23 protein-coding genes are annotated in these 21,739 nt (G+C 65.6%); 11 read left to right on the plus strand and 12 right to left on the minus strand.

What is annotated here, in order from left to right:
• Positions 1–358: 358 nt before the first annotated feature.
• A complete protein-coding gene (locus ACSQ12_RS21010; RefSeq protein ID WP_436066779.1) occupies positions 359–1,009 on the minus strand; it encodes a TetR/AcrR family transcriptional regulator in 651 nt (216 codons plus the stop codon).
• 127 nt (positions 1,010–1,136) lie between these two features.
• Here ACSQ12_RS21010 and ACSQ12_RS21015 point away from each other — a divergent pair, with 127 nt between their 5' ends.
• Both ACSQ12_RS21015 and ACSQ12_RS21020 read left to right on the plus strand, forming a co-directional pair.
• A complete protein-coding gene (locus ACSQ12_RS21015; protein WP_209741921.1) occupies positions 1,137–1,703 on the plus strand; it encodes an NAD(P)H-dependent oxidoreductase in 567 nt (188 codons plus the stop codon).
• 413 nt (positions 1,704–2,116) lie between these two features.
• Positions 2,117–2,710 (plus strand): GerMN domain-containing protein, encoded by a 594-nt coding sequence (locus ACSQ12_RS21020; RefSeq protein ID WP_436066780.1) that lies wholly within the window; start codon positions 2,117–2,119, stop codon positions 2,708–2,710.
• A 46-nt stretch (positions 2,711–2,756) separates the two neighbouring features.
• Here ACSQ12_RS21020 and ACSQ12_RS21025 read toward each other — a convergent pair whose 3' ends face one another.
• The gene (locus tag ACSQ12_RS21025) at positions 2,757–3,602 is read right to left on the minus strand and encodes an isocitrate lyase/PEP mutase family protein (RefSeq protein WP_436066781.1); all 846 of its coding nucleotides are present in this window, start codon (positions 3,600–3,602) and stop codon (positions 2,757–2,759) included.
• Between the two features lie 122 nt (positions 3,603–3,724).
• Here ACSQ12_RS21025 and ACSQ12_RS21030 point away from each other — a divergent pair, with 122 nt between their 5' ends.
• Together ACSQ12_RS21030 and ACSQ12_RS21035 are read left to right on the plus strand one after the other, a co-directional pair.
• A complete protein-coding gene (locus tag ACSQ12_RS21030) occupies positions 3,725–5,020 on the plus strand; it encodes a PLP-dependent aminotransferase family protein (protein WP_436066782.1) in 1,296 nt (431 codons plus the stop codon).
• Between the two features lie 67 nt (positions 5,021–5,087).
• Positions 5,088–5,519: a universal stress protein gene (locus tag ACSQ12_RS21035; protein WP_436066783.1), complete on the plus strand. Its 432-nt coding sequence runs from the start codon at positions 5,088–5,090 to the stop codon at positions 5,517–5,519.
• A gap of 6 nt (positions 5,520–5,525) precedes the next feature.
• Here the strand turns inward: ACSQ12_RS21035 and ACSQ12_RS21040 are convergent, their stop codons facing one another.
• Positions 5,526–7,118: an AMP-binding protein gene (locus ACSQ12_RS21040; protein ID WP_436066784.1), complete on the minus strand. Its 1,593-nt coding sequence runs from the start codon at positions 7,116–7,118 to the stop codon at positions 5,526–5,528.
• A gap of 187 nt (positions 7,119–7,305) precedes the next feature.
• Between ACSQ12_RS21040 and ACSQ12_RS21045 the strand changes: the two genes are divergently transcribed.
• The gene (locus ACSQ12_RS21045) at positions 7,306–7,686 is read left to right on the plus strand and encodes a hypothetical protein (protein WP_245198915.1); all 381 of its coding nucleotides are present in this window, start codon (positions 7,306–7,308) and stop codon (positions 7,684–7,686) included.
• 103 nt (positions 7,687–7,789) lie between these two features.
• Here ACSQ12_RS21045 and ACSQ12_RS21050 read toward each other — a convergent pair whose 3' ends face one another.
• The 4 genes from ACSQ12_RS21050 to ACSQ12_RS21065 all read right to left on the minus strand — a co-directional run bounded on the left by ACSQ12_RS21050 (position 7,790) and on the right by ACSQ12_RS21065 (position 12,922).
• Positions 7,790–9,376, minus strand: coding sequence for a dihydrolipoamide acetyltransferase family protein (locus tag ACSQ12_RS21050; protein WP_436066785.1), 1,587 nt, complete (start codon positions 9,374–9,376; stop codon positions 7,790–7,792).
• A gap of 53 nt (positions 9,377–9,429) precedes the next feature.
• Positions 9,430–10,410 (minus strand): alpha-ketoacid dehydrogenase subunit beta, encoded by a 981-nt coding sequence (locus tag ACSQ12_RS21055; RefSeq protein ID WP_436066786.1) that lies wholly within the window; start codon positions 10,408–10,410, stop codon positions 9,430–9,432.
• Positions 10,407–11,654 (minus strand): pyruvate dehydrogenase (acetyl-transferring) E1 component subunit alpha, encoded by a 1,248-nt coding sequence (gene pdhA / locus ACSQ12_RS21060; protein ID WP_436066787.1) that lies wholly within the window; start codon positions 11,652–11,654, stop codon positions 10,407–10,409. The genes ACSQ12_RS21055 and pdhA overlap by 4 nt, the downstream gene beginning before the upstream one ends.
• A gap of 149 nt (positions 11,655–11,803) precedes the next feature.
• Positions 11,804–12,922, minus strand: coding sequence for a histidinol-phosphate transaminase (locus tag ACSQ12_RS21065; protein ID WP_436066788.1), 1,119 nt, complete (start codon positions 12,920–12,922; stop codon positions 11,804–11,806).
• Positions 12,923–12,982: 60 nt separating this feature from the next.
• Here ACSQ12_RS21065 and ACSQ12_RS21070 point away from each other — a divergent pair, with 60 nt between their 5' ends.
• Positions 12,983–13,408, plus strand: a complete 426-nt coding sequence (locus tag ACSQ12_RS21070) for a phage holin family protein (RefSeq protein ID WP_209741911.1) — start codon at positions 12,983–12,985, stop codon at positions 13,406–13,408.
• A 32-nt stretch (positions 13,409–13,440) separates the two neighbouring features.
• On the opposite strand, the gene ACSQ12_RS21075 is transcribed toward ACSQ12_RS21070, so the two are convergent.
• Positions 13,441–14,868: a hypothetical protein gene (locus ACSQ12_RS21075; protein ID WP_436066789.1), complete on the minus strand. Its 1,428-nt coding sequence runs from the start codon at positions 14,866–14,868 to the stop codon at positions 13,441–13,443.
• Positions 14,868–15,173, minus strand: coding sequence for a hypothetical protein (locus ACSQ12_RS21080; RefSeq protein ID WP_436066790.1), 306 nt, complete (start codon positions 15,171–15,173; stop codon positions 14,868–14,870). Before ACSQ12_RS21080 ends, ACSQ12_RS21075 begins: the two co-directional genes overlap by 1 nt.
• A gap of 193 nt (positions 15,174–15,366) precedes the next feature.
• Here ACSQ12_RS21080 and purB point away from each other — a divergent pair, with 193 nt between their 5' ends.
• Together purB and ACSQ12_RS21090 are read left to right on the plus strand one after the other, a co-directional pair.
• A complete protein-coding gene (gene purB / locus ACSQ12_RS21085) occupies positions 15,367–16,809 on the plus strand; it encodes an adenylosuccinate lyase (RefSeq protein ID WP_436066791.1) in 1,443 nt (480 codons plus the stop codon).
• Entirely contained in the window at positions 16,806–17,477 is a 672-nt protein-coding gene (locus ACSQ12_RS21090) for a histidine phosphatase family protein (protein WP_436066792.1), read from the plus strand. Before purB ends, ACSQ12_RS21090 begins: the two co-directional genes overlap by 4 nt.
• Here ACSQ12_RS21090 and ACSQ12_RS21095 read toward each other — a convergent pair.
• The 3 genes from ACSQ12_RS21095 to ACSQ12_RS21105 all read right to left on the minus strand — a co-directional run bounded on the left by ACSQ12_RS21095 (position 17,474) and on the right by ACSQ12_RS21105 (position 19,288).
• Complete coding sequence (locus ACSQ12_RS21095; protein ID WP_436066793.1) at positions 17,474–18,361, minus strand: serine/threonine-protein kinase; 888 nt, start codon at positions 18,359–18,361, stop codon at positions 17,474–17,476. The genes ACSQ12_RS21090 and ACSQ12_RS21095 overlap by 4 nt on opposite strands.
• Positions 18,358–18,630, minus strand: coding sequence for a hypothetical protein (locus tag ACSQ12_RS21100; protein WP_436066794.1), 273 nt, complete (start codon positions 18,628–18,630; stop codon positions 18,358–18,360). The genes ACSQ12_RS21095 and ACSQ12_RS21100 overlap by 4 nt, the downstream gene beginning before the upstream one ends.
• A gap of 151 nt (positions 18,631–18,781) precedes the next feature.
• Positions 18,782–19,288, minus strand: a complete 507-nt coding sequence (locus ACSQ12_RS21105) for a MarR family winged helix-turn-helix transcriptional regulator (protein ID WP_209741906.1) — start codon at positions 19,286–19,288, stop codon at positions 18,782–18,784.
• A gap of 153 nt (positions 19,289–19,441) precedes the next feature.
• Between ACSQ12_RS21105 and ACSQ12_RS21110 the strand changes: the two genes are divergently transcribed.
• From ACSQ12_RS21110 to ACSQ12_RS21120, 3 genes are all read left to right on the plus strand, one after another.
• Positions 19,442–19,945 carry a GNAT family N-acetyltransferase gene (locus tag ACSQ12_RS21110; protein WP_209741905.1) on the plus strand — a complete coding sequence of 168 codons (504 nt, stop codon included), beginning with the start codon at positions 19,442–19,444 and terminating at the stop codon, positions 19,943–19,945.
• Positions 19,946–20,026: 81 nt separating this feature from the next.
• Positions 20,027–20,461, plus strand: coding sequence for an acyl-CoA thioesterase (locus ACSQ12_RS21115; protein ID WP_436066795.1), 435 nt, complete (start codon positions 20,027–20,029; stop codon positions 20,459–20,461).
• Between the two features lie 212 nt (positions 20,462–20,673).
• The gene (locus ACSQ12_RS21120) at positions 20,674–21,735 is read left to right on the plus strand and encodes an extracellular solute-binding protein (protein ID WP_436067040.1); all 1,062 of its coding nucleotides are present in this window, start codon (positions 20,674–20,676) and stop codon (positions 21,733–21,735) included.
• The last annotated feature ends 4 nt before the right edge of the window (positions 21,736–21,739 follow it).

Below are 21,739 nucleotides of genomic sequence, written 5' to 3' on the forward strand. Positions count from 1 at the left end.
GTCTGCCTAGCTCAGGATCGCCGGAGCCAGTTCCGCGCCGCGCAGTGACGGCGGCGCTTCGGAGGCGTCGTTCCGGGCGGGTGTCATATCAGCATTCACAGCAGTCGATCCTTCCGTCATCCCCCAACCGGCAGGGGTTCCGCCGCCGATCCGGGATCATGGCCAGCGGGTGTCTGGCCGTCCGCGAGCCCTGGGGCTTTGTCCTTGTGGACTATGTTGCGGGTCACATTCCAGAGGAAACTACCACATATGCGGAGGCCTCCATGGTGCGCTGAAGCGGAAACACGGGCGTCCTGTATCAGATCGTTATGAATAAATCCGGATGATTGATTTGCCCCGTGCAATCCCGGGCGTCTGGTCAACTTTCGTCCGACGTCTTGCCTGTCCGCGGGACGGGGCCGCCGGGACAGCTCACCACGCGGGTGACGAGTTCGCGCCAGGACTCGGCGAGGCGCTCCGGGGTCACCTGATGCACCCGCACGGCATACAGCAGCCGCTCCGGATCCAGGGTGGAGCTGAGTGACATTGCCATGAGCCAGGGATCCGCGGTCACTCCGGCCGCCCGCAGGAGCATTTCGATGTGCCGGTGCCAGAGCACAGCGGCCGGCACGTCGAAGCGGTTGTACGCGGACGAGTCTGCGGCGCGGGCCAGCTCCCCGTACTCCATGACATAGGCAATCCGCGCAGCACCGAACGCCGCAAGCCGGTCGAGGGGCGGGGCGCCCGGGCCGAGGGGCGGGGGCCCGAACATGAACCGGCCCTGGAACTCGGCCTCCGAGTCGCTGAGCAGCGTCATCATGAGGCCCGCCCGGGAGCCAAACCGCCGGAAGACAGTACCTTTGCCCACGCCGGCGCGCTCGGCCAGCCGGTCCATGGTGAGTCCGTCCGCCCCGCACTCTTCAATGAGTTCCCGGGCAGCCCTGAGCAGCAGTTCCCGGTTGCGGGCGGCGTCACTGCGTTCCGCTTCCCCGCCCCGGGGCGATCCGGAGCGGATTGGGATGAGGCTCACAGAATTTATTCTAGCCCGGGGAATATTATCCGGACTGTAGTCCGTTTAGCTTGAGTGAAGGCACTCACCAGCCTCCACGATCAATAAGCCTGCGGACCCCGCCCGCGGCCGGAAACTAGGAGTTCACATGTCCAAGAGCACCGTACTTACGCTGGTCGGCAGCCTGCGCGCCGAATCCACCAACCAGAAGCTCGCCGAGGCCATCCAGCTGAACGCGCCCGAGCAGGTTGAGGTTGTCATCCACGAAAGCCTGGGCAACATCCCGTTCTACAACGAGGACATCGACGTCGAGGGCCAGGTTCCGGCTGCAGCCGCCGCCCTGCGGGCCGCAGCCAACGACGCAGACGTCCTGCTGCTGGTCACACCGGAGCACAACGGAACCGTGCCCGCTTCGCTCAAGAATGCCATCGACTGGCTGTCCCGCCCGTTCGGCGCCGGCGCCCTCAACGGCAAGCCCACCGCTGTCGTGGGCACCGCCTTCGGCCAGTACGGCGGCGTCTGGGCACAGGACGAGGCCCGCAAGGCCGTCGGCATCGCCGGCGCCCGCGTCCTTGAAGATGCCAAGCTGGCAGTCCCCGGCTCGATGGTCCGCTTCGCCGAAGTCCACCCCAAGGACGACGCCGAAGTTGTAGAGCAGATCAAGGGTGTCTTCGACGCCCTGGCCAACGCCGGAACAGCCGCCAAAGCTGCCTGACCCACAGCATTCAGCGCACCAGACGCCCTCGGCTGCCGCCGGGGGCGTTTTGCGTCACCATTCCGTGATGGAGCTGACGCAAAACCGTCACTTCGCACATATTCCGTACACAGTTGCACCGCCGTAACGTGGAGACGGGGACGTGCGAGAGCTGGAAGTGCGGTGCGTTCATGATGTTCACGCCTGGGATCCGGGCTTCTGCGGCAGCAGCCGCGTTTCTGCTTCCCCTGTGGCTCGGCTCGTGCTCGCTGCCTGTGGCGGCGCCGGATAATACGGCGGTCCGGCCAGGCAGCAGGCCGGAACCACAACCGCTTCCGGCGCCATCTCCGGCAGCCGCCGGCCCGGATGCCACACTCCCGGCAGCCGCCGCCTCCGGACCGGACATCGCAGCGTCAATCCCGGCGGCTACACCCATGACGGGCGGCAGCATCAAGCCCCAGGCAGGCACCAACGGCGCCGCGGCCATTGACGGTGCCGCCGCCGTATCCACCACCGGCGGCACGGGGCCCGCCGCTCCCGCGCAAGGCGGCCCGGGCACCTCCGGTTCCGGCAGCCTGGCAGCTCCGAAGGAATCCGGCGCGGCAGGCCAGGCGGTGCCGCGAAGAGGGCTCGCCGGCGGGACGCCGGTGTACTTCGTGGCACTGGACGACGGCGGCAGCACCGGCGTGCGGTTCGGCTGCAACGACAGCCTGGTGGCCGTCTTCCACAGCACCGCCGCAGCGGAGGAACCGCTCCGGGCGGCCCTCGGTGTCCTGCTGGGGAGCGGCGACTCCCCGGCGGGGTTGTATAACTCGCTGCACAATTCCACCCTGGATTACGTTTCCGCCTACTTCGACGGCACCACGGTGGTGGTTAACCTGACCGGAACCATCCGGCCAGGCGGCACCTGCGACCTCCCCCGCCTGGAAGCCCAGCTCACGCACACGGCCGTGTCTGCCGTCGGCGCGGCGCGGGCGGAGATCTACGTGGACGGGCAACGGCTGGCGGACGTCCTGAACCTCCGGTGAGCCGGAGGCCGCGGCATCCCGGGCCGCGCCGGACGGGACCGGGCAGTTAGTTCCGCCGAAATAGTTCGTCCATGGCCTCGTGGCTGCGGGCACCGGCCAGTTCGGACCAGTTGCCGTCTCCGAGCACGTCTTCGGCCACCCTGGAGACGGTGGCATACGCAGCCTTCGCGGTGTTGCCGCCGATGCTGATCCGGCGGACGCCGGCGTCGTGCAGTTCCCCCACGGAGGGCGCACCCAGGCCGGCGAGCGCATTCAGGGGCCCGGCAATCCGCCGGGACAGGTCATGGAGCACATGCAGGTCCTGCACTCCGGGCACGAATATTCCGTTGGCGCCGGCGGCCAGGTACGCGTCCGCACGGCGAAGGGTCTCCGTAAAGGCAGTGTCCGCAAACCGGCCGGACAGGTAGGTGTCGGTACGGGCGTTGATGAACAGGTCTACGCCCGCTTCCTCCGCCGCACGGCGGACGACGGCGATGCGGCGCGCTTGTTCTCCCACGTCAGTCAGCGGCTCATCGCCGGAGTCCTCGAAGTTGATACCGACCGCCCCGGCCGCCAGGACACTGCGGATGGTTTCCCGCAGCTCTCCGTCGTCGAACGTGCCCCCTGTGTGTGCATACCCGGATTCGATGTCCGCGGTAACCGGCAGCGCCGTGGAGGCAGCGATGCGGCGAAGGGCCGCAATGGCCAGTTCGCGCGGAAGATGGTTCCCGTCCGGAAAGCCGAGGCTCCATGACAGGGCGGAGCTGGAGGTGGCCAGCGCCGCCGCTCCAGCCTCCTCCACCAGCCGGGCAGACGCCACGTCCCAGACATTCACCAGCACCAGCGGCGTCGCGCCGTCGTGGAGTGCGTGGAAGACGGCGGCAGGGGATCCCGGGCGACTGTGCGATGTCATGGGTCCATTCCATGCCTTGTGCCGCTTAAGGTAAAGCATTCCGTGACCGCGCCGGAAACTGATCCGGAACTCTTATCAACAAACGTTGCCTAGTTGACAACATATGGCTGTATCCTGTGAATGTGACCCACGAAACACTTGATACCGCCGCCGCCGAAGTCCTGCCGGCCGAAGCCATTGACGCAATCGAACGCGCGGCAACGTCCGCCCACCGCCACGATGAACTTTTCTCGGAGCGCGCAGCCAATATCAAGCAGTCCGCGGTCCGCGATGTCTTTGACATCTCCCTCCGCCCGGGCCTGGTGTCACTCGCCGGCGGCAGCCCCTACCTGCAGTCCCTGCCGCTGGAACGGCTCGGCCAGACGGCAGCGAAGATCATCGCCGAACAGGGCCTGACTGCCCTCCAGTACGGCAACGGCCAAGGAACTGAAGAGCTCCGCACGCAGATCTGCGAGGTGATGGCGGCAGAGGGAATCCTCGACGCGGATCCTCGGAACGTGGTGATCACTGCCGGTTCCCAGTCGGCCCAGGACGTGGCCACCAAAGTGTTCTGCAACCCAGGGGACGTGGTGTTGGTGGAGGACCCCACCTACGTGGGCGCCCTGAACACCTTCGAGGCGTACCAGGTGGAGGTGGCCACCGTTCCGATGGACGAACACGGGCTGGTGCCGGACCTCCTGGAGGCCCGGATCGCCGCCCTGCAGACTGCCGGGAAGAACATCAAGTTCCTCTACACCATCCCCAACTTCAACAACCCCTCGGGCATCACCCTGGCCGTGGAGCGAAGGCAGGAGATCGTCGATATATGCCGCAAGGCGAATATCCTGGTCCTGGAGGACAACCCCTACGGACTGCTCCGCTTCGATGGCAAGCCCCTTGCTCCATTGCGGGCGGCCAATCCCGACGACGTCATTTACATGGGCTCGTTCTCCAAGATCTTCGCCCCGGGGCTGCGGATTGGCTGGGCGCTGGTGCCGGCCCACCTCCAGCGCCGCTATTACCTGGCGTCCGAGGCCGTGACCCTCTGCCCGTCGACGCTGAACCAGATGCTGGTCTCGGCCTACCTGCGTGACTACGACTGGAAGGGGCAGATCGAAACCTATCGCGGGCTCTACGCCGAGCGCTGCCAGGCCATGCTCGCCGCCTTGGAAGAGTACATGCCGGAGGGGCTCAGCTGGACCCGGCCCGAGGGCGGCTTCTTCGTCTGGGTAACGCTGCCCGAGGGCGTGGACACGTACCCGCTGCTGCGCAAGGCGATCGACGCCGGCGTAGTGTTCATCCCGGGAGCGGCATTCACGCATTCGGACGAACCGTCCAACAAACTGCGCCTCGCCTTTAGTGCCGTTCCTCCCGAGACCATCGCCGAGGGCGTGCGGCGGCTCGCGCCGGTACTGCGGGACGCCGTCGCGGCGCTGTAGCCTGAAGCATCACTGCATGCAGCTGGGCATTTTTCATTAGGCTGACCGATCCCTTAGGAGCAGGAGCATGACCGGAATTATTGTTGTCGGTGTTGACGGCAGCGAGACCGCAATGCGGGCCGCGGAAGCAGCGCAGGGCCTGGCCGCGTCACTGGGGGCGACCCTCCATGTGGTCACGGCCTTTGACAGTGACCGCACCGAGGTCTACGGCAGCGGCAGCGACCGCTGGATTGTCTCCGACGCAGGGGACGCGGAGAAGGTGGCCAAAGACGTCGCCGCACGGCTGAGCACGGGCGAGCTCAAGGTCACCTACTCAGCAGCCCGGGGCAAACCGGCGGAAGCCCTGATCAAGGAAGCCGAACGTTTCGACGCCCGCATGATCGTGGTGGGCAACCGCCGGATGCGGGGGCTCGGCCGGGTCCTGGGCAGCGTCGCCAACAGCGTGGCGCACAACGCACCGTGCGACGTCTACATCGCCAAGACCGACGTGGCCGACTAGCGCTTCTCAGGCTGACCGGACCGTCTTGAGCATCCTGCGAAGGATCTTCCCGGAAGCGGACTTGGGCACGGCCTCGATGAACTCCACCCGGCGGATCTTCTTGAAGGGTGCCACCCGGGAGGCGACGAAGTCGATGACGCCGTCTTCGTCGAGCGTTTCCCCTTCCGCGCCCGACTGACGCACGACGAAGGCCATCGGCACTTCCTGGCCGTCGGCGTCGGGTGTTCCGATCACGGCGGCATCCGCGATGCCAGGGTGCGACAGCAGGAGCGCCTCAAGTTCGGCCGGGGCGATCTGGTAACCCTTGTATTTGATGAGTTCCTTCAGCCGGTCCACGATGGTCACCACACCGTCGGCCCGGACCGTCGCAATGTCACCGGTGTGCAGGAAACCGTCTGCGTCCAGGGTGTCGGCCGTTTCCTCCGGACGGTTGAGGTATCCCAGCATGACATTCGGTCCCCGGCACAGCAGGTGGCCCGGGGCGCTGGTTCCCTCCGCCGGAATGTCGATGTCCTCGCCGGTGGCGGGGTCCACCAGCCGGCATTCCATGTTGGGCACCGTGAACCCCACCGAGCTCACCGGAACGTCCGGGGCATCCACCGGGATCAGGTGCGACACCGGACTCATCTCCGTCATCCCGTACCCTTGCAGCACTCGGCAACGGAGGCGTTCGGCGAGCGTGGCGCCGAGTTCCCCGTCGAGCGGCGCGGCACCTGAGAGCGTGGTGTGGACGGAGCTGAGATCGTACTCGGCAACGAGCGGGTGTTTGGACAATGCCACGGCCACCGGCGGGGCGATGAACAGATAGGTGCATTTGTGATCCTGGATGGTGCGCAGGAACTCGGCGAGGTCGAACCGGGGCATGGTGACCAGGCAGGCCCGCTCCCGCAGCGCGAGGTTCAACAGGACGGTGAGGCCGTAGATGTGAAAGAACGGCAGCAGGGCAAGAAGCCGGTCCTGAGGCTTCACCTTCAGAAGCCCGCGGGACTGTTCCACGTTGGCCACGAGGTTTCGGTGGCTGAGCTTCACGCCTTTGGGCCGCCCGGTGGTACCGGAGGAGTACGGCAGCACGGCCACATGGGTGGCCGGGTCGAAGGAAACGGCAGGTGCCGGCGCTCCGGCGGTGAGCAGGTCCTTCAACGAAGGGTGACCCGGGGCGCCGTCGAGCACCACCAGCCGGTCCGCCGGGATCCCGGCGCGCTCGGCCGCCTGCTCGGCACCCGGAAGCAGGGCGGACACCGTGAACAGCCACGTTGCAGCGGCATCCTGCAGCTGATGCGTGATTTCATCGGCGGTATAGAGCGAGTTGATGGTGGTGATGGTGGCACCGGCACGGAGCAGTCCGTGGAAGACGGCAGCGAACGCCGGGACGTTGGGGCAGAGGATCGCGGCAACCCCGTGCGGGCCCAGCCCCTGCGCGGAGACTGCGCCCGCCACGGCGTCAATCTGTTCCAGCAACTGGCGGTACGTGGTTTCCGCACCGCTGCTGCCGTCCACGACGGCGGTCCGGTCCAGGTCCGCTTCCGTGAGTCCCCCGAAGAGGTACTCATAGACGCTTTGGTCCGGGATAACAACATCCGAAAAGGGGCTCGAGAACACGCAACATCTCCTTTGATCCGCTTCAGCAACTGGCGGCCATTGACGGCGGCAGCTGGTGCAACTCTAGTTCGGCGTGTCAAGGACGCAGCGTCACCGGCTTGACCGGCGTCACTGTCCCTGGTGGGCAGCCTCACCCGTTTTTCGGCGGAATCACGCGGTTAGCGACGATAAAATTGGAAGGTGCTCGATGGTGCGGACATCCGAGTACCGACGACTTCAGGGGAACATCATTCTTACGCTTCAGCGCCGCCAGCTGGTAGGCCACGACATCCTTCTTGCCCGCCACGGGAACCACATCAGCACCATGCGTGTGGACCGCGCCAATGACCGGGTGATCGCGTTCCTCGACGACGGTTCCACGGACACCGCCCCCAACCTGATCGCGCCCGGCCTGAATCTTCCGGAGACCATCCGAAGCGTCATGCGCGATGACTGGAAGTTCTTTGCGGTGGTTACTGCCTGCGTCACCGGCTTTTCCGGCGCGATGATCGCAGCGGCGGTCGCCTTGAGCGGAATGACGTCCGATCCGGCCCTGGCCCAGATGCTCGCGAACTACCCCGCCTACTAGGCCGCCTGGCACAAAGGAACCCCGCCGCTGAAATTCCAGCGGCGGGGTTCCTTTGTTTTTTGGCGGTCGCGGTCCGGGACGGCCTCATCCAGTCAGGTTCCCCCTAATCCAGCAGGAGGGCGGGCTCCTCAAGGATTGCCGCGACGTCGGCCATGAAGCGCGCCGAGAGGTCCCCGTCCACCACACGGTGGTCGAATGAACCGCCCAGGGTGGTGATCCACCGCGGAATGACTTCCCCGTCCAGGACCCACGGCTTCTGCTTGATGGTACCGAACGCCACGATGGCCACCTCGCCGGGATTGATGATCGGGGTGCCGGTGTCGATGCCCAGGGCGCCGATGTTGGTGACCGTCAGGGTGCCGCCCTGCATCTGCGCGGGCTGCGTCTTGCCGGCGCGGGCGGTTGTGGCCAGGTCGTTGAGTGCCAGGGCCAGTTCCTTGAGCGAGAGGTCCTGGGCGTTCTTGATATTCGGCACCATCAGGCCTCGCGGGGTTGCCGCTGCGATGCCCAGGTTCATGAAGTGCTTGACGTGGATCTCGGCCGTGTCGCTGCCGTCAGGGCTGTCCACCCACGTGGCGTTGACGCTGGGGTTGCGGGCGGCGGCCCAGATCACGGCCTTGGCCAGGATCAGCAGCGGGGAGACCTTAATGCCTTCGAAGTCACGCGACACCTTGAGCCGCTTGACGAACTCCATGGTGCGGCTCGCGTCGACGTCCACGAAGATGCTCACATGCGGGGCGGCGAACGCGGACTCCACCATGGCCTTGGCCGTGGCCTTGCGGACGCCCTTGACGGGAATCCGCTCGATTCGCTGGTCCTGGGGCCGGCCCGACTTTCCCCAGAAGGTGTCCGCCTTGTCCACCTCGGCGTCGCGCTGGGCCTGGTAGCTCACCAGGTCTTCCCGGGTGACTTCGCCACGAGCACCGGTGGCGACGACGTCTGCGAGGTCGATCCCGAGGTCGCGGGCGATCTTGCGCACCGGAGGCTTGGCCAGGACCCGGTTGACCAGGCCGCTGATGGTGCCGCCGAGGGTGGGGCGCCCGGAGCCTTCTTCGGGAACCGCCGCGGCGTCGGGGGTGCCGGAGGCGGAAGATGCGCCGGCGTTGATCCAGATGCCCTGGGTCTCGACAGGCTCGGCCAGGGGGGCGGGCTCAACCAGCGCCGGGGTAGCTGCGGCCGGCGCCGGCCGCACCGCCGCGGACGGCGACGCCTTGCGCGGGCGGCGTTTGACGGCGTCGGCCTTGGGACCCGAGCCCACCAGGGGGCCTACGGCCTTGCCGGAGGCGGGTGCAGCCTGCTCGCCTGACGTTCCATTCTCTTGCTCGTCCTGGTCCCCGGAGAGTTTCCCGTACATCGGAGCGTCCGCGGCGGGAGCTGCGGGCGGCTGTGCAGCCGCAGCGGCGGGGGCCACCGGAACCGGCGCGTCCGCAGGCGTGGGGTCGCCGGACACGGCGTCGCTCACGCTGATGATCGGAGTGCCGACGTCGACCGTAACCCCCACGGGAACGAGCAGTTCGGTGACCGTCCCCGCAAACGGGGAAGGCAGTTCCACGAGGGACTTGGCCGTTTCGATTTCGCACAGGATGTCATTGATCGCGACGCTGTCACCGGGCTTGACGTTCCACGAAACGATCTCGGCCTCGGTCAGCCCTTCGCCCACATCGGGGAGGTTGAACTTGTTTACGGTCATGGGGTCCTCGGTTTGGAAGGCGTCGTCAGCAGGCAGTCGTCAGTACGCGGTTGTCAGTAGGCAAGGGCGCGGTCCAGCGCCTCGAGGATGCGGTCGATGTCCGGCAGGTAGTCCTCTTCCACCTTGGCCACGGGGTAGGGCATGTGGAAGCCGCCCACACGGATCACCGGTGCTTCGAGGGACAGGAACGCACGCTCGCTCACGCGGGCCGCGATTTCGCCGCCGATGCCCCCGAACGTTGGTGCCTCATGGGCCACAACCAGACGGCCCGTCTTCTTGACGGACTCGGTGACGGTGTCGAAGTCGATGGGCGAGATGGACCGCAGGTCGATCACCTCCACGCTGTGGCCGTCCTCGGCAGCGGCACCGGCCGCAGCGAGTGCCACCGGAACCAGCGGACCGTAAGCGACCACGGTGGCGTCGGTGCCTTCACGCAGCACGTGGGCCGTGAACGGATCCGCCGAAGCGCCGGGCGACTCAATGTCTACGTCACCCTTGAGCCAGTAGCGCCGCTTCGGCTCAAAGACAATCACCGGATCCTGGCAGTCGACGGCCTGCTGGATCATCCAGTAGGCGTCATGCGGGTTGGAAGGGGTGATGATGCGCAGGCCGGCCGTGTGGGCGAACAGCGCTTCCGGGGACTCCGAGTGGTGTTCAATCGAGCCGATGCCGCCGCCGTACGGGATGCGGATGACCACCGGCACGGTGAGGTTTCCGTTGCTGCGGGCGTGCATCTTGGCCAGCTGGGTGGTGATCTGGTTGAAGCCCGGAAAAACGAAGCCGTCGAACTGGATCTCGCAGACCGGCAGGTAGCCGCTGAGGGCAAGTCCGATCGCGGTTCCGATGATTCCGGACTCGGCCAGCGGGGTGTCCACGACGCGGTCGGCGCCGAATTCACCGATCAGCCCGTCAGTGACGCGGTAGACGCCGCCGAGCGGGCCGATGTCCTCGCCCATGAGCAGCGTGCGCGGGTTGTTGTTCAGCGTCGCGCGGAGGCCCTCGTTGATGGCCTTGGCGATGGTCATGGTGGTCATCGGTTGGCTGCCCCGTCTGTATCTGCCTCGTCTGTACTTGCTTCGTCAGCGAAGCCCGCGCTGTACTCCTCAAACCAGGCCAGCTCTTCGGCCACCAGCGGGTGGGCCTCGGCGTAGGTGTTCGCGAACGCCGTCCGGATATCCGGGGTTTCGAGGTCATGGGTCGTCTTGCGGACGTAGGCGGCGAGCTCGTCGCCGTCGGCCTTGACCTTGGCGAAGAAGGCGTCATCAGCCATGCCCTCGGCGCGGAGGTACTTCTCCAGCCGTTCGAGGGGGTCCTTCGCCCGCCATTGCGCCTCTTCATCGGAGCCGCGGTATTTGGTGGGATCGTCCGCCGTGGTGTGGGCGCCGACCCGGTACGTGAAGGCCTCGATCAGCACCGGGCTCTTTCCTTCACGGGCTCGCTCCAAAGCCCACTCCGTGACGGCATGCACTGCGATGACGTCATTGCCGTCCACCCGGATGCCGGGGAAACCGTAGCCTTTGGCGCGGTCGGCCAGGGGGACCCGGGTTTGCACGGTGCTGGGTACCGAGATGGCCCAATGGTTGTTCTGGCAGAAAAAGACCACCGGCGCGTTGTACGAAGAGGCGAAGACCATGGACTCGTGCACGTCACCTTCGGAGCTGGCGCCGTCGCCGAAGTAGACCATGACGGCGGCCTTCGGCTCCTGCGGCTGGCCCGGGGTGGCGTTGGCGGCCGCAAGCTTCTGGTCCCGCTGGATGCCCATGGCGTAGCCAACGGCATGCGGAGTCTGTGCCGCGAGGACCAGGGTGTAAAGGTGGAAGTTGGTGTCCTTGGGGTTCCAGCCGCCATTCGACACCCCGCGGAACTGGCGCAGCAGCTCGGCCAGGTCAACGTTGCGGGTCAGGGCGACCCCGTGTTCACGGTACGTGGGGAAGATGTAATCCTGCGGCTGGCTGGCCCGTCCCGACCCGATCTGGGCGGCCTCCTGGCCGGTCAGCGGCACCCACAGCGCCAGCTGGCCCTGGCGCTGGAGCGCGGTTGCCTCCTGGTCGAACCGCCGGATGGCTGCCATGTCCGCGTAGAACCCGCGCAGCTTTTCAGCGTCGAGTCGGTTGGCGTAGGCGGAGAAGACCGGGTCCTCGCCCAAGGTGCCGTCCGGGCCCAGGAGCTGGACCATCCGGGTGGGAGGTTCACCCAGTGCGGCCTCGGCTTCCGCCTCGAGCTGGTCGTCTACCCCGGTTCCGTCGAACTCGGTAGCGGGCAGATGTGTGGCGCCCATACCGTCTCCTTGCTTGCCGCACCTGAATGCGTCGCAATCTCGCTGGGATATATGCCGGGCATCGAATACATTCCTGATCTGGCATATATATTGGCTTACTGTCCCTTACTTTATCCGCAGTAGGCGGACGGAGGTCGTTATGTTAAGCGCTAGGAACGCCGTGGCGGCTTTGTATACTCTGCACAGAGTTTGAGGAAACGGGTGTTCGCTTCCTCCTCGCCGATGCTCACCCGGACGCCTTCGTTGCCGAACGCCCGCACGGACAAGGCGCGTTCTCCCGCCAGTGCTGCGAAGTCCGCACTGTTTTCTCCCAGATCGAGCCACACGAAGTTGCCTTGGGCATCCGGCACAAACCAGCCGAGCTCGCGCAGCCCGGCCGTGACGCGGTCGCGCTCATCCACCAGTCTTTGTACCCTTTCTACAACCTGGCTGAAGTTTTGCAGGGAAGTGACGGCTGCCCGCTCGGCGATCTGGGATACGGCGAAAGGTGTGGCGGCGACACGCAGATGCTGGGTGAGGTCCGGGTTGGAGACGCTATAGCCCACGCGAAGGCCGGCCAGCCCGTGCGCCTTGGAGAAGGTCCGCAGGACCACCACATTCGGGTACTTGCGGTACATCTCGATCCCGTCCACGGCGTGCTCCGCGCGAACAAACTCCTGGTAGGCCTCGTCGATGACGATGACCACGTCCGACGGGACCGAGCGGATGAAGCGTTCGGTTTCTTCCGTTTCAAGGATGGGACCGGTGGGATTGTTGGGGGTGCACAGCAGGATGACTTTGGTGCGCGCGGTGACGGCTGCTGCCATCGCGTCGAGATCGTGGCGGCTGTCAGGCGTCAGCGGGATCCGCACGCTCTCAGCCCCGGCAAGCCCGACGCAGATGGGGTAGGCCTCAAAGGACCGCCAGGCGTAGATGACTTCATCGGCTTTGCCGTCGTCGTTCTGCCCGGCGAAGGTCACCAGAAGCTGGTTCAGGGCGCCGAGGCTGCCGGCGCCGGTGACAATGTCCTCGGAAGGGACCTGCAGGAAGTCCGCGAGCGCCCCCCGGAGCTTGGTGCTGAGCGGATCCGGGTAGCGATTGAAGTCCGTCTGGTCCGCGATGGCCTGCAGCACTGCAGGGATGGGCGGAAGCGGGTTCTCGTTCGAGGACAGCTTGTAGCTGGCAAGGCCCTCGACGGCGGCCGGGGGCTTGCCCGCGGCATATCGGGGAAGCCTGTCCACGACCGGACGTGGCCTGATTCCCCCCGCAGGGTTCTCTGGTGAAGTCATGCCAACTAGCCTACTTCTCCAGTCCTGCCGCTTTCCCGCGCCGTATGAAAGCATGGGGCCATGTTTTCATTCATCTTGCGGGTTCTCATCAACGGCCTGGCTCTCGGGATTGCGAGCTGGATCCTGCCCGGCCTGGACATCTCCACCACCGCAACGACGGAAGCCGTTGCCCAAGGTGGTGTCACGCAGGGAACGGATCCGCTTGGCGTAGTTCTTGCCTACCTTTTCATTGGCCTGATCTTCGGCCTGGTCAATGCGCTGGTACGGCCGATCGTCAGCCTGTTGTCCCTGCCGATCACCATCCTGACACTGGGCCTGTTCACGATCGTCATCAACGCCGCCATGCTGTTCCTCACGTCCTGGCTGAGCAGCTACACCCCCGTGCACTTCACCATTGACTCCTTCTTCTGGACTGCTGTGCTGGCGGCCATCATCATCACGGTGGTATCCCTCGTAGCGGGCAGGATCACCGGCGTCCGGCGCTAAGGTGCGCGCGGCGCGCACCAGCACCTGCCCGCCTAGCGGCCGACCCATCTGGCTGCCCCCTGGAGCGGCCTGTCCTGCTGGCGCGCCGTGGGGGCCTTCGGTTCCCGGTTGACCGCAAAGCGGGTGGCTGTCCCTGCCCCTCCCGCGCCAACAACGCCGGCGAGGACCGCCGTGTTCGCGACCAGGGACGGGTTTTCGCTGGCCGACACTGCCCTGGCGCCTTCCTCATAGTTGCCAATGTTGTGACCCGGCCCCAGGTTGAGATCAAAACCCGGCGGCCTGAACACCCGGTCAGTCAGCGTAACGGTGACCCTTTCCTTGGTGTCCGGGTTAGGAGTTCCGTCACTGCCGGGAACCCAATCCTGGCGGTGTTCGAGGTGGAGGGACGTGATTCCCGGTGCCGGCGAAATCCCGCCCACCGGTGAACCGGCCGTCAGCACATACTTCAGGTCGAATTCGGCGAGGAACGCCTTGTCACTGCTGAGGTTCATGGCATGTGCCCCGCCCTGGCTGTAGCCCACGGCCACTACCTGATCCCCTTTGACTGCACCGGCCTGGTGCAACGCCGACAGCACGGCAGCATTCAGGTATTCCGAGCCATAGCCCAGGGCCTCAGCAATCCCGGCCTCATCCAGCGGGTTCGAACCCCCTGCCGGATCCCCGGGCTGGGTGCCGGGGATGATGACGATATACGCTTTTCGGCCGTCGGTCTCCACTTGCACCACCTCGATCTTTCCGTGGCCCTCAGCGTCAAGTTCGCGAAGCCTGGCGAGGAGGCCGGCGGGCGAGGTGTCCACCACCACATCCCGGGTGAGTTCCTCGACGGCCGTAACGGGACGCGGCTTGAGGAAGGGAACGGTGCCCTCCGCCAGCCTGCGCATCAACGGGCCAATGGCCAGGAAACCCCGGCCAGCTGCAACCTCGGCCGCCAACGCGCGAGCCAGCTCCGCCGGGGAAATTCCTATCATCAGTGCGAGTGACAAAGGCGCCGCGAGCGCCTCGGCAGCGTCACGGCTCGGCACAAACGTTGTCTTCAGGTCCAGATAGAGCGCAGGCAGGAAGCCCCAGCCGTCGTCCGGCATGCGGATCCCCGCGGCGGCCAATGACTCTGCCGTTTCGTAGTCCCGGCGGCTCGCCCGGACCTGGCTGCTGAGGTGTTGGAGTTCTTCCCTGACGGCGCGGACTGCCTGGCCCCCTTCACCGACCGCAATCAGCGCGGCGGTGCCGCTTGTGCGGGGATCGTTCTCGTAGGGACACAGTTCTTCCCAGATCCGCCGGACCCCGATCTCAACCGCGGCGAGTTCGTCAGCCATGCCGTCAAGTTCAGCCACACCCGCCATGAGCTCTTCCAGTTGAAAGCTGATTCCTCCGACTCCGCCGCGGATCCGCATGCTGCCGTCCGTTGCCGGCTCCAGCGGTGGTAGCTGTCCGCCGCTTCCTGAGGGCGTGGCCTCTGCCATCAGTACCCTCCGCCGGGCGTCCGCTGGGATGAGACAGAAACCTGCTGTGAGTGGCGGAGGACAGCGTCATAGGCCGCCATCAGCCGCTCCCGTGCGCGACTCAGCGCGGCCGCCTGCAGCGAGATGGCGGTGCGGTACGCCTCGCCGGCCGGCGACTGCCACTCCGAGAGTTGAACCCGGCGGAAGGCGAGCATCGACGTATCGAGGCCGTGCGCAAAGCCCGCGACGCGCCAGGCCAGCTGCTGCACCTCAAAGCTTCGCGAACCGCAGGTGTTGGCATCCGCTGCAGTGATGCTGCCGCTCATTCCCTTGTCCCCCTGACTTTTGTCGTTCCCCATGGTCGGTAATAACGACGCTACGGAGCGGTGCAGCGGCATGGAACTGCCGGCGTCGGCTATGTGGAAAACGGAGGGCACCCGGGAACCTGAGGCCCCGCGGGGAGAAGTCACACGGACAGCGCGCTTAAGGGGCAGCGCGACTTCGTGAAAGAATCAGCACATGCCTGAAACTGCCGCCACAGCTGAGACCCGTACGCCTTCCGGACGCCTGGCCCTTGCCGCCTCGCCGGACAAGATCGCCCTAGGCCCGCTGGATGGCCGGTACCAGTCCGCCGTCGCACCGTTGGTGGATTACCTGTCCGAGGCGGCCCTCAACCGGGATCGCGTGGCCGTGGAAGTCGAGTGGCTCATCCACCTGACCAGCAACAACGTCCTCCCGGGCGCCGGTCCGCTGACGTCCGAACAGCAGGACCAGCTCCGTGCCATCGTCACGGAATTCGACTCCGCGTCGGTCACCGAGCTGGCCGACATCGAGGCCGTCACGGTTCACGACGTCAAGGCAGTTGAGTACTACATCGGCCGCAGACTGCCGGCCATCGGCATTGAGCGGCTTACCGCCATGGTGCACTTCGGCTGCACCTCGGAAGACATCAACAACCTCTCCTACGCGCTGGGCGTCAAGGGCGCCGTGGAGGACGTGTGGCTGCCCGCCGCCAAGGCGCTGGTGGCCCAGATCAGCAGGATGGCTGATGACAACCGCAGCGTGCCCATGCTTTCCCGCACGCACGGCCAGCCGGCCACGCCCACCACCCTGGGCAAGGAACTGGCCGTGATCGCGCACCGCCTGACCCGCCAGCTGGACCGGATCGCCAGGACGGAATACCTGGGCAAAATCAACGGCGCCACCGGCACCTACGCCGCCCACGTCGCTTCCGTTCCCGGCGCGGACTGGCAGCACGTGGCGAAGTCCTTCGTTGAGGGCCTGGGCCTGACCTGGAACCCGCTGACCACCCAGATCGAAAGCCACGACTGGCAGGCGGAGCTGTACGCCGACGTCGCGCGGTTCAACCGGATCCTGCACAACGTGTGCACCGACATCTGGAGCTACATCTCCATCGGCTATTTCGCGCAGATCCCGGTGGCGGGCGCCACGGGTTCCTCCACCATGCCGCACAAGGTCAACCCGATCCGCTTTGAGAACGCCGAAGCCAACCTGGAGATCTCCTCCGGCCTGCTGGACGTGCTGGGCTCCACGCTGGTCACCTCGCGCTGGCAGCGCGACCTCACCGACTCCTCCAGCCAGCGCAACATCGGCGTCGCCTTCGGGCACTCCCTGCTGGCCATCTCGAATGTGGTCAAGGGCCTCGAGCGCCTGGACGTCGCGGAAGACGTGCTGGCCGGAGACCTCGACACCAACTGGGAAGTCCTGGGCGAGGCCATCCAGATGGTCATGCGCGCCGAGGCGATCGCCGGCGTCGAAGGCATGGAAAACCCGTACGAGCGGCTCAAGGACCTGACCCGCGGACAGCGCGTGGATGCCGCCCGGATGCAGGAATTCGTCCAGGGCCTGGGCCTCTCCGCAGACGCCGAAGCCCGGCTGCTGGCCCTGACACCGGGCAAGTACACGGGCATCGCGGACCAGCTGGTGGACCACCTCAAATGAGGCTCCTGCTCATTCGCCACGGCCAGACCCCCGGCAACGTCCTGGGGCAGCTGGACACCGCGCACCCGGGACCGGGGCTGACGGAACTCGGCGAACGCCAGGCCGAGGCTCTTTCCCGCGCTCTGGCGAATGAGCGGATCCACGCCCTCTACGCCTCCACCCTGGTCCGGACCCAGATCACGGCAGCGCCGCTGGCGCGGCTCCACGGGCTGGACACTGAGGTGATTGAGGGCATCCACGAGATCGAAGCCGGTGCGCTCGAAAAGCTGACGGACCACGAATCGCACAAGCGGTACCTGGGCACCATATTCTCCTGGGCCGACGGCGACCTGGACCGCCGGATGCCTGCAGGTCCCAGCGGCCGGGACTTCTTCGACCGCTATGACGCCGCGATCGCCGCATTGGCGGAGCGGGCAAACGGAATCGGGGATTCCGGATCCGTTGCCGTGGTCAGCCACGGGGCGGCCATCCGGGTATGGGCAGGACTGCGGGCAGGCAACATTGAGCCGGACTTTGCCGCGAAGCATGTGCTGAACAACACCGGCATTGTGGCGCTGGAGGGCGATCCCGACGACGGCTGGAAGCTCATCCACTGGGATGACAGCCCCGTGGGCGGCCTGGCCCTGGCCGATCCGACCGCGGAAGACCCCACCGGGGGACCGGCCTAGCAGTAGCTCCCCGAGCGCGCCTCCACCCGTCGGCGCAGGGGATTCGGGCGCTGCAGGAGCATCGCGGCCTCTGCCGTGGCCTCCAGTGCTGTGGGGCGCTCCGCCGCATGCCTGGCTGTCATCGATCCCAGCAGCGACGCCCATTGTGGACCGAGGTGCTGCGGTATGCCGGGGCTCCTCAGCGTCCTTGCGACCAGGGACTCGACGGCCGTCCCGGGAAAGGCCTTGACTCCCGTCAGGCATTCGAGCAGCACCAGCCCCAAGGCATAAATGTCGTCAGCCGGCCGGACTGTCTCGCCGTTGGCCTGCTCCGGACTCATGTACTGAACGGTGCCGGAAGACGTCCCGGGCTCCGGCTCGGTTCCGGCAGGTGCAGCGATGCCGAAGTCGATGATCCGGACAGGGCACTTGCGCAGGCGGCTCAGCAGCAGGTTCGCCGGCTTGATGTCACGGTGCACGATCCCGCGCGCATGCAGGTGCCGAAGTCCGGACAGGAGGCCCACCGCCCAAGGAGCTACCTCGCTCCCGGGCACCGGCCCCCAGCGGATTGTTTCCGCAAGGCTGCTGCCGTACACCAGTTCCTGAACCAGGAAGGGGCGGCCTGCCCAGCGGGAATCCGCTGCCCCGGTGCCCTTGTCAACAAATTTCACGAGCGCCGGATGGCGCAATCCCTCCATCAGGACAGCCTCAGCGGCGAAACGTTCGCCATTCCGTTTGTCCGCCAGTGCAGCCACCTTAATGGCGACGGGACGGCCGTCACGGTGGTCGGTACCGCGGAACACCTGGGCGGTGGCACCGATGCCTACCCGTTCATGCAGCAGATAGCGTGTGTCCGAACCGGCATCCCATATTTCGGGAGGCTGGCAGCCGCAGTCGCCGGTCATGACATGCGGATATCGGCCAGAAGGCTGGCGGCGGCTGCCGCGTTTACCCAGGAGTCGAGCTGGAAGCCGCATCGGCACCGCCACACTTCGGGCAGGTCGGCCAGGGCTTCGCCGGCATCGTAGGAGTAGGAGTAGGCCGACATGGTCTGCGCGGCCGGCGTGGACCATTCCATGGCCACGCCGCAGTGCTTGGGCGGGTATCCCGCCGGGCCGGACCCGTCCGAGATACGGGCCGGCTCGGTCATGGTGGCTGCTGGCCCCGTAGTCATTTCCGTCCGCTGGCCCGGTCCGTCAAATCGTGTGAACGTAACCAAGCGAACCCAACTCCCTATGCCAAGCGCCAAACTATCAACGGTCAACCCCCATTAATAGTAAGCATACATATAAGTAGTCAATATAACTAGCTTGTCTAACTACCTATCAGGGATTGCTGCCGTCTTCCGGTTCAATCGCCTCGCGCATGCGCTGGAGAAAAGCGATGACGACGCCGGCCTCCTCCGCTGTCAGTTCTTCCGCCACCGCCATCATCCGGCGGTGCATGGCTCCGAGAGTGGCCCGCACCTCCGTATCGGATTCGACAGTCGGCACTACGATCAACGATCGCCTGTCCGTGGGGTGCGGTTCGCGTCGCACGTGCCCACTGCCCACCAGACGGTCTATCAGTGAAGTGGTGGAGGCGCTGGTAATGCCAAGGAAAGTACTGAGGTCCTTGGGAACAACGGCCCTGTTCGAGGCGCGCGCCCGCAGGAGGTAGCGCAGGGCGAGGATGTCCGTCTCCCCCATGCCCATCGAATCCCTGGTCGCCCGGCGCGTTGCCACTTCGGCATTGCGATAGTCACGCAGGGACTGCAATACGGCCGCGCCATGGTCGAACTGCCCGTCGGCGCCGTACCAATAGCCGGATCCGGCACTGCTGTTCAAAGCCATTGAGTAATACTAGCCGATCTGATATCTAGACGGGCTTGATAAATCCGGAAGGCCCGACACCCTGTTCTCCGGACGCTTACCCGCAGGAAACACCGCGGAAACGGCCCCCTCTTAGGCTTATTTTGCATAACCCTTCGGCGAATCGAGGCAGTGATGCAGACCAACCCCCGTCTCAACATCAGGCAGGTCACTTGGGCCAACCCCGTGGGCGCCGACCTGCGTGCGGCACAGCAGGCGGAACTGGACGCCCGCTTCGGCACGAAGGACCACGAACCCGGCCCGCCGCCGTCGGAAGCGGATACCGCCGTGTTCCTGGTGGCCTATGAGAAGAGCTCCGGCCAGCCCGTAGGATGCGGCGGGCTGAGGATGCTGGACTCCACGACGGCGGAAATCAAGCGGCTGTACGTACTGCCCTACACCCGCGGTTCGGGGGTGGCGAGCTCCATCCTCGCAGCACTGGAGGCGCACGCCTACGGCATGGGCGTCACCTCCATCACCGCCGAAGCCGGCTCCGCCCAGCCGGATGGCAGGAACTTCTACCAGAGCTGTGGCTTTGATGAAGTACCGAACTTCGGCCCCTACATCGGCGTTGAGCACTCCTACTGCTACGCCAAGAAGATTGATTCCCACAGCGCCGCCCACACTGCCATGGCCTGACGACGGCAGCGCCTGCCGCCGTCGCCACCTGGCAGACCGTCACACTGCGGCAGGCGGACCGCCGTCGGCTAATCTCGCCTTATGGAATCGGCAGACATTACCTTCCGCACGCGCAAATGGGTGCGACCTGAAGACCTCAATGCGAACGGCACGCTGTTCGGCGGGAGCCTGCTGAAATGGATCGACGAGGAAGCGGCCATCTACGCCATCCTGCAGCTCGGCAACGGCCGGGCAGTCACCAAGTACATTTCCGAAATCAACTTCGTCAGCTCCGCGGTACAGGGAGACCTCATCGAGATGGGGCTGACCGCCACGCGCTTCGGCCGGACATCGCTGACCATGCGCGCCGAAGTGCGGAACATGATCACACGGCAGAGCATCCTCACCATCGAGGAAATCGTGTTCGTGAACCTCAGCCCGCTCGGCAAGCCCGAACCCCACGGCTATACCGAGATCACCTACGACCGCGACCGCATTCCCACCCACCACCTGACCGAGACCCTCGAACAGGACTGACCATTCCGGGGTACCCCGGAAGTTCACGATGCGTTAAAGCCACGGGCGAACGCTGTTGAGGTGCCTGGACAAGACTCGAACGCCGGGGCCGGGTAGTTTATCGAATCGATAGCTATAAACGGCCCGAATCGGCGTTAGCCGCTATAGGCTTGCCGGACAATGCTCCGGTTCCAGTTCAGAAATGGGTCCCAATCGTGCACAAACTCAAAACAATGGTTGCCGCCGCTGTCGCCGTCACCCTTCTAGCCGGCTGCGGTGCCGGCACCGCAGCCCCCGAAACCTCCGGAAATTCCTCCGCCGCCGGGGCCTCGGGCGACACCCTGGTGGTGTACACCAACTCCAACGGAGAGGGCCGCGGGGAGTGGCTGACCAAAAAGGCAGCGGACGCCGGCTTCAAGATTGAGATTGTGGGCGCCGGCGGCGCAGACGCGACCAACAAACTGATCGCCGAGAAGAACAACCCCATTGCGGACGTTGCCTTCGGCCTCAACAACATGTACTTCGCCCAGGTCAAAGCAGCCGGTGCGATCGAGGCCTATGAGCCTGCGTGGGCGGGCGAAGTGGATTCCTCGCTCGCAGACAGCGACGACGACAAGGCCTACTGGCCGCTGGTCAAGCAGGCCATCCTGCTCGGCTACAACTCGGACAAGTTCACCCCGGAGCAGGCACCCAAGGATTGGACGGACCTATGGTCCAAAGACGAGTTCAAAACACGCTACGAGCGGGTCACCGGACTGGGAACCGCCACGGCACAGCTGGTATTCGCCGGTATTCTCTCCCGCTACAAGGACGATTCCGGCGACCTGGGCATCTCCGATGAAGGCTGGAAGCAGGTGGAGCAATACTTCAAGAACGGCAGCCCCGCCGTAGCGAAAACCGATCTCTTCGCCCGTATCGCATCAGGCGACGTGGACATGGGGCAGATGCCGTCGTCCATCGTGGCGGAACGCGAGAAGTCCTTCAAGGTGAACGTCGAAACGGTGGTGCCGTCCGTAGGCATCCCCCTCGCGGTGGAGCAGGTCGCCCTGGTGAAGGGCACCGACAAGAAAGAGCAGGCCCAAAAGTTCATCGACTGGTTCGGCAGTGCCGACGTCCAGGGTGAGTTCGCACAGCAGTTCAACTCCATGCCGGTGAACAAGAGCGCCGCCGCCAAGGCCAAGCCGGAGGTGGTGGAGTTCTTCAACGGACTCAAGCAGCAGGACATTGACTGGAACTTCGTCCAGGAAAACATGGGCTCGTGGGTGGAAAAGATCGAGCTCGAGTACATGACGTAACCCT

The organism is Arthrobacter sp. LjRoot14, assembly GCF_964253905.1.
GTDB lineage: Bacteria > Actinomycetota > Actinomycetes > Actinomycetales > Micrococcaceae > Arthrobacter.

Excerpts from the sequence above, each read along its gene's own strand:
- ACSQ12_RS21015 (WP_209741921.1), top strand. The coding sequence starts at position 1,137 with ATGTCCAAGAGCACCGTACTTACGCTGGTCGGCAGCCTGCGCGCCGAA.
- ACSQ12_RS21020 (WP_436066780.1), top strand. The coding sequence starts at position 2,117 with ATGACGGGCGGCAGCATCAAGCCCCAGGCAGGCACCAACGGCGCCGCG.
- ACSQ12_RS21025 (WP_436066781.1), bottom strand. The coding sequence starts at position 3,602 with ATGACATCGCACAGTCGCCCGGGATCCCCTGCCGCCGTCTTCCACGCA.
- ACSQ12_RS21035 (WP_436066783.1), top strand. The coding sequence starts at position 5,088 with ATGACCGGAATTATTGTTGTCGGTGTTGACGGCAGCGAGACCGCAATG.
- ACSQ12_RS21045 (WP_245198915.1), top strand. The coding sequence starts at position 7,306 with ATGGTGCGGACATCCGAGTACCGACGACTTCAGGGGAACATCATTCTT.
- ACSQ12_RS21050 (WP_436066785.1), bottom strand. The coding sequence starts at position 9,376 with ATGACCGTAAACAAGTTCAACCTCCCCGATGTGGGCGAAGGGCTGACC.
- ACSQ12_RS21055 (WP_436066786.1), bottom strand. The coding sequence starts at position 10,410 with ATGACCACCATGACCATCGCCAAGGCCATCAACGAGGGCCTCCGCGCG.
- pdhA (WP_436066787.1), bottom strand. The coding sequence starts at position 11,654 with ATGGGCGCCACACATCTGCCCGCTACCGAGTTCGACGGAACCGGGGTA.
- ACSQ12_RS21065 (WP_436066788.1), bottom strand. The coding sequence starts at position 12,922 with ATGACTTCACCAGAGAACCCTGCGGGGGGAATCAGGCCACGTCCGGTC.
- ACSQ12_RS21070 (WP_209741911.1), top strand. The coding sequence starts at position 12,983 with ATGTTTTCATTCATCTTGCGGGTTCTCATCAACGGCCTGGCTCTCGGG.
- ACSQ12_RS21075 (WP_436066789.1), bottom strand. The coding sequence starts at position 14,868 with ATGGCAGAGGCCACGCCCTCAGGAAGCGGCGGACAGCTACCACCGCTG.
- ACSQ12_RS21080 (WP_436066790.1), bottom strand. The coding sequence starts at position 15,173 with ATGAGCGGCAGCATCACTGCAGCGGATGCCAACACCTGCGGTTCGCGA.
- purB (WP_436066791.1), top strand. The coding sequence starts at position 15,367 with ATGCCTGAAACTGCCGCCACAGCTGAGACCCGTACGCCTTCCGGACGC.
- ACSQ12_RS21090 (WP_436066792.1), top strand. The coding sequence starts at position 16,806 with ATGAGGCTCCTGCTCATTCGCCACGGCCAGACCCCCGGCAACGTCCTG.
- ACSQ12_RS21095 (WP_436066793.1), bottom strand. The coding sequence starts at position 18,361 with ATGACCGGCGACTGCGGCTGCCAGCCTCCCGAAATATGGGATGCCGGT.
- ACSQ12_RS21100 (WP_436066794.1), bottom strand. The coding sequence starts at position 18,630 with ATGACTACGGGGCCAGCAGCCACCATGACCGAGCCGGCCCGTATCTCG.
- ACSQ12_RS21105 (WP_209741906.1), bottom strand. The coding sequence starts at position 19,288 with ATGGCTTTGAACAGCAGTGCCGGATCCGGCTATTGGTACGGCGCCGAC.
- ACSQ12_RS21110 (WP_209741905.1), top strand. The coding sequence starts at position 19,442 with ATGCAGACCAACCCCCGTCTCAACATCAGGCAGGTCACTTGGGCCAAC.
- ACSQ12_RS21115 (WP_436066795.1), top strand. The coding sequence starts at position 20,027 with ATGGAATCGGCAGACATTACCTTCCGCACGCGCAAATGGGTGCGACCT.
- ACSQ12_RS21120 (WP_436067040.1), top strand. The coding sequence starts at position 20,674 with ATGGTTGCCGCCGCTGTCGCCGTCACCCTTCTAGCCGGCTGCGGTGCC.